General features: G+C 43.3%; 5 protein-coding genes. 1 reads left to right on the forward strand and 4 read right to left on the reverse strand.

Annotation, left to right across the window (positions count from 1 at the left end; translation table 11 throughout):
* Positions 1-157: 157 nt before the first annotated feature.
* From purB to ASV53_RS22130, 4 genes are all read right to left on the reverse strand, one after another.
* Complete coding sequence (purB, locus tag ASV53_RS22115) at positions 158-1,528, reverse strand: adenylosuccinate lyase (RefSeq protein ID WP_094958706.1); 1,371 nt, start codon at positions 1,526-1,528, stop codon at positions 158-160.
* An 81-nt stretch (positions 1,529-1,609) separates the two neighbouring features.
* The gene (hflD, locus tag ASV53_RS22120) at positions 1,610-2,227 is read right to left on the reverse strand and encodes a high frequency lysogenization protein HflD (RefSeq protein WP_094958707.1); all 618 of its coding nucleotides are present in this window, start codon (positions 2,225-2,227) and stop codon (positions 1,610-1,612) included.
* Positions 2,228-2,240: 13 nt separating this feature from the next.
* Positions 2,241-3,356, reverse strand: coding sequence for a tRNA 2-thiouridine(34) synthase MnmA (gene mnmA, locus ASV53_RS22125; protein WP_094958708.1), 1,116 nt, complete (start codon positions 3,354-3,356; stop codon positions 2,241-2,243).
* Positions 3,357-3,746: 390 nt separating this feature from the next.
* Entirely contained in the window at positions 3,747-4,391 is a 645-nt protein-coding gene (locus tag ASV53_RS22130; protein WP_094958709.1) for a pseudouridine synthase, read from the reverse strand.
* A gap of 141 nt (positions 4,392-4,532) precedes the next feature.
* On the opposite strand from ASV53_RS22130, the gene icd reads away from it, so the two are divergent.
* Positions 4,533-5,783, forward strand: coding sequence for an NADP-dependent isocitrate dehydrogenase (gene icd / locus ASV53_RS22135; RefSeq protein ID WP_062688507.1), 1,251 nt, complete (start codon positions 4,533-4,535; stop codon positions 5,781-5,783).
* Positions 5,784-5,898: the final 115 nt, after the last annotated feature.

Below are 5,898 nucleotides of genomic sequence, written 5' to 3' on the forward strand. Positions count from 1 at the left end.
AAATACATGTTATATTTAAATAATTGATTATATTGACAATAAAAATAAAAGTGGGTGTTTTATGATTGAGAAGATAAAGGGCGGGAGATTAGTTTTGGCTGGAAAGTAAACAAAAAAAGGTTGGCACTAGGCCAACCTTTTTATGTCAGAGCGTGAATTAAAGTGCGTCTGTTAGCTTAACTGCATCACCGATGTAGTTAGCTGGTGTCATTTCTTTTAGACGTGCTTTTTCGTGCTCAGGAAGCTCAAGGCCATCAATGAATGCACGCATGCCTTCACCGTCAACACGCTTACCGCGCGTTAGCTCTTTTAGCTTCTCGTAAGGTTTTTCGATGCCGTAACGACGCATTACGGTCTGCACTGGCTCTGCCAATACTTCCCAGTTACGGTCTAATTCAGCTTCTAGCGCAGCTTGGTTTACTTCAAGCTTGCTAATACCTTTAAGCGTTGATGTGTATGCAATGATCGCATAACCACAACCTACACCTAGGTTACGAAGTACTGTTGAGTCAGTAAGGTCACGCTGCCAGCGAGAAACTGGAAGCTTTTGAGCTAGGTGATTAAAGATAGCGTTAGCTAAACCTAGGTTACCTTCTGAGTTTTCAAAGTCGATTGGGTTAACTTTGTGTGGCATGGTTGAAGAACCAATTTCGCCAGCAATGGTTTTTTGCTTAAAGTGACCCAGTGCAATGTAACCCCAAACGTCGCGATCGAAATCAAGAAGAATGGTGTTGAAGCGTGCGACTGCATCGAATAGCTCAGCGATGTAATCGTGTGGCTCGATTTGCGTTGTATATGGGTTCCACGTTACGCCAAGAGATTCAGTGATGAACTCTTCGCTGAACTGGTGCCAATCAACTTCAGGGTAAGCCGAGATGTGTGCGTTGTAGTTGCCTACAGCACCATTGATTTTCGCAAGAATTTCAACGCTTTCGATTTGCTTGAATTGACGTTCCATACGGTACGCTACGTTAGCCATTTCTTTACCCATCGTTGATGGAGAAGCTGGCTGGCCGTGTGTACGAGACAGTAATGGAATTTCACGGTATTCGTTAGCCAATGCTTTAATAGCGTCGATAACATTACGGATTTCAGGAAGGATCACAGTCTCACGCGCTTCGCTTAGCATTAGTGCGTGAGAAGTGTTGTTGATGTCTTCAGAAGTACATGCAAAGTGAATAAACTCATTCACAGCGTGTAGTTCAGGTACGTCAGCAACTTTCTCTTTCAGGAAGTATTCAACCGCTTTTACGTCGTGGTTTGTTGTACGCTCGATCTCTTTGATACGTAGCGCATCTTCTTCACTAAATTCAGCAGCAACGCGATCTAAAAAGGCGTTTGCTTCTGCGCTGAATGCAGGAACTTCCACGATAGCGTCAGTAGCAGCCAGTTTTTGTAACCAACGGATTTCAACAATAGTGCGGTACTTTAGCAGACCAAATTCACTGAAGATGCTGCGAAGGGCAATTGTTTTACTTCCGTATCGGCCGTCTACCGGGGAAACAGCAGTCAATGCTGACAGTTCCATGTTGTCTCTCTCCTGATTGATGAGGTTTAACAAATTGGATATTACGAAGCAGTATTAACTGCTTCGTAATCAATAAAATTATTAACAGCGAGCAAGCAAAATTTTTGCTTGTTCAACCATTTGCTTACGCCCGAAAATTAAATGACGACGCTTACCACCGACTTGACGCCACAATACAGCACTGCGCACAGCGGCAAGTAGCAAACCGCGTACTTTGTGCTGAACACTATTTTGTTGTAAGTGGGCAGGTGTACCTGTTACCTGAATGCGAGGCCCTAATGGGCTGATGGTATCAAGGTAAACGCTGGCAATATTGCTAATCATTTGTTCTTCGAGCAATTCAAAATGCTCGGTTTGGCGCTTGAGAACATCAATGCGCTCGCCAAGCTGAGCCATGCTATCGCGGCGGCTAGATAATTTACGCTCTAGTGCCATTACGCTAACAAGGTAGCGTGTGATTTCATTGCCAGATGGTGTGTTATCAATCTCTGCTGTTAAGGTTTCTAAGCCCAAACGTAAGCTTGATTCATCACCGTAAATATCAAGGGTGTTAGCAGGATCTGTCGCCATAATACTATTTAGACAGGTTGCTAACTCATCGCTATCGCAAGTGCCGTCGCGGGCAACTTTCTGAACGAGTTTCACTGCTTGGCAGATACCAGCAAAAGCGATGGTACGATCGTATAAAGAGTTTGCCACGTGCGACTGCTCCTTAAATGCGTTGTTCAATAATGCCGCCACCTAGACAAATTTCGTCAAGGTAGAAGACTGCTGATTGGCCGGGTGTTACTGCGATCTGTGGCTCATCAAAGATGACTTTGATGTTCTCATCATCGATTGGCAAGATAGTACAAGGGATATCTTGCTGACGGTAACGTGTTTTCACCGTACATTTCAGTGGCTCACGAATAGGCTGACGATCAACCCAATGCAGTTGTGCTGCCACTAAACCTTCTGATTTTAGGCGAGGGTGATCTTTACCTTGGCCTACAATTAAAACGTTACGTTTCACATCTTTATCAACTACGTACCAAGCGTCTTCTAAGCCGTTTCCGCCTTTTTGTCCGCCAATATGTAGGCCTTTACGTTGACCTAGTGTGTGGTACATCAAGCCTTGGTGTTCGCCAATGACTTTACCTTCGTCAGCCGTTTCGATTTTGCCAGGCTGCGCAGGTAAGTACTTACCTAAGAATTCAGTAAACTTACGCTCACCGATGAAACAAATACCGGTTGAATCTTTTTTCTTGGCTGTGATCAGGTCTTGCTCTTCTGCAATACGGCGAACTTCAGGTTTTTCTAGTTCACCAACAGGGAATAGGCTACGAGAAATTTGCTCATGGCTTAGTGTGTATAAGAAGTAGCTTTGATCTTTGTTGTTATCAACACCACGTAGCATCTGAGGTTTATCACCTTCAGTAGTTGGGAAACTACGGCGTGTGTAGTGACCCATCGCGATGTAATCGGCTTCTAGAACTTCGTCTGCAAATTCTAAAAACGCTTTAAATTTGATTTCTTTATTACAAAGAATATCTGGGTTAGGGGTACGGCCAGCCTTGTATTCTTCAAGGAAGTATTCAAAGACGTTGTCCCAGTATTCAGCTGCAAAGTTAATGGTGTGCAGTTGAATGCCCAGTTTGTCACATACAGCTTGTGCGTCAGCCAGGTCTTCTGCAGCAGAGCAGTATTCCTCGTTATCATCTTCTTCCCAGTTCTTCATGAACAGGCCTTCAACCTGATAACCTTGTTGAAGGAGTAGGTAAGCGGATACCGATGAATCAACGCCGCCGGACATACCGACTATGACTTTTTTTGGGCTGTTATCTGACATATTTCTCTTCAGTCGCTAATAAGTGTTAAGAGCGTAATTCTAACAGAAAGCAATCTGACGAAACAGACTACGATATGAATCACACTTTCATTATTGGCTTCTTTTTACGCTGTTATCAGCAGTAGTACAGCAAGAACGTGCTTTTCATTAGGAAATTAGCGTTTCAGCGCTAGCTATAGATATAAGCTAAAAGATTGAAACAGACTTTTCGTCTAGCTAGGCAAACGTTTGCTATTTGCGGCAATAATAGAGTAACTGAGTGTAAAAAGGTAGTGTTTTATCTACGGTGCCACAGGGTTTTGTGGTTATTTAAGCGGTAATGTTGAAAGGGATAGGGGATTGACTAAGTCTGAAAAAGATTATTGATCTGACTTAGTCATTAATGCGCTTTTATTGCGAAGATGGCAGTGTGACCTCTCGCCATTCGCCAGGAGCAAGATCATCAACTGTCCATTGCGCCATTTTGTAGCGGATCAGGCGAAGTGTCGGGTGATTGATGTGTGCTGTCATACGACGAACCTGACGGTTACGGCCTTCTTGCAAGGTAATGGCTAACCAAGTTGTCGGCACATTTTTTCGTTCACGAATAGGTGGAACACGATCCCATATAGGAGGTTCGACCATGCGTTCAACTTCAGCTGGTAGTGTTGGTCCATCTTTTAGGGTTACACCATTACGTAGCGCGTCTAGTTGCTCATCGCTTGGCTCACCTTCTACTTGTGCCCAATAGGTTTTTGGAGACTTAGATTGTGGTTGAGTCAATCGAGCCTGCAAGATGCCATCATTGGTTAGCACTAACAAACCTTCACTGTCTTTATCCAATCTTCCTGCTGGGTAAACGTCTTTTACAGGGATGAAATCAGACAGTGTTATATCGCCTTCTTCACCCGTAAATTGGGTCAGAACGTTGAAGGGTTTGTTAAATAAAATGATCTTTTGAGGGCCGCGAGGACGCTTCGGTTTATTGAGTTTTCTTGATGCTCTGCGCTCATTATTGGCACGTTGAGGTTGACGTGAGGTTGTATTTGGCTTCATAAATAGCGTGTTACTGGGTATTTAGTGATGATGACTCGCATATTATACGTGAAAATTCGCAGATTGGCGTGTCGTTAAAAAATCGAGTATGATTTGCGCGCATCTTACAAAAAGATAACAAATGGACGCTAGGAGATTTAAATGGATAGTAAAGTAGTTGTACCAGTTGAAGGTCAGAAAATTACGCTAGATTCTGAAGGCAAACTGGTTGTTCCTAACAACCCTGTCATTCCTTATATTGAAGGTGATGGTATTGGGGTTGATGTAAGCCCTGCAATGATCAAAGTAGTTGATGCGGCTGTCAACAAAGCCTATGCCGGTGACCGTAAGATTGAATGGATGGAAATCTACACGGGCGAAAAATCGACCCAAGTCTACGGTGAAGATGCATGGCTACCACAAGAAACATTAGACTTTATTCGTGATTATAAAGTTTCGATTAAAGGCCCACTGACAACGCCTGTTGGCGGTGGTATTCGCTCGTTGAATGTAGCATTACGTCAAGAGCTTGATTTATATATTTGTGCTCGCCCAGTACGTTACTTTGAAGGTGTTCCAAGCCCAGTTAAACAACCTGAGTTAACTGACATGGTTATCTACCGTGAAAACTCAGAAGATATTTACGCGGGTGTTGAATTCCAAGCGGGTACAAAAGAAGCTGATAAAGTGATTAAGTTCCTTCAAGACGAAATGGGTGCCACTAAAATCCGTTTCCCACAACAATGTGGTGTAGGCATTAAACCTATCTCTGAAGAAGGTACTAAGCGCCTAGTACGCGCAGCACTTCAGTATACAATCGATAATGATCGTGATTCATTAACGATTGTACACAAAGGTAACATCATGAAGTTCACCGAAGGTGCCTTCAAAGATTGGGGTTACGAAATTGCTGCTGAATTCGGTGCTGAGCTGCTTGATGGTGGCCCATGGATGACATTGAAAAATCCAAACACAGGCAAAGAAATTGTAATCAAAGACTGCATCGCTGATGCTTTCTTGCAGCAAATTCTTCTACGTCCAGCAGAATACGATGTTATCGCAACCATGAACCTTAATGGTGACTACATTTCTGATGCATTAGCTGCGCAGGTTGGTGGTATCGGTATCGCACCGGGTGCGAACATTGGCGATGGTGTTGCATTGTTTGAAGCAACACACGGTACTGCGCCTAAGTATGCAGGCCAAGACAAAGTGAACCCTGGTTCATTGATTCTTTCTGCTGAAATGATGCTTCGCCACCTAGGTTGGACTGAAGCGGCAGATTTGATTATTAGCTCAATGGAAGCGGCGATCAGTAATAAGACAGTAACTTATGATTTTGAGCGCCTAATGGAAGGTGCAACACTGCGTAAGTGTTCTGAATTTGCTGACGATATGATTGAGCACATGTAATTAATCACTGATTATATGTCGAGAAACCTCAGCATTATGCTGGGGTTTTTTTTGATCTATCGCCAATTGTTAACAATAATGTTAATAGGTGTGATTTGTTTGTATTGCCAAATAT

It is taken from the genome of Photobacterium sanguinicancri (assembly GCF_002265265.1).
In the GTDB taxonomy this organism is placed as follows: domain Bacteria; phylum Pseudomonadota; class Gammaproteobacteria; order Enterobacterales; family Vibrionaceae; genus Photobacterium; species Photobacterium sanguinicancri.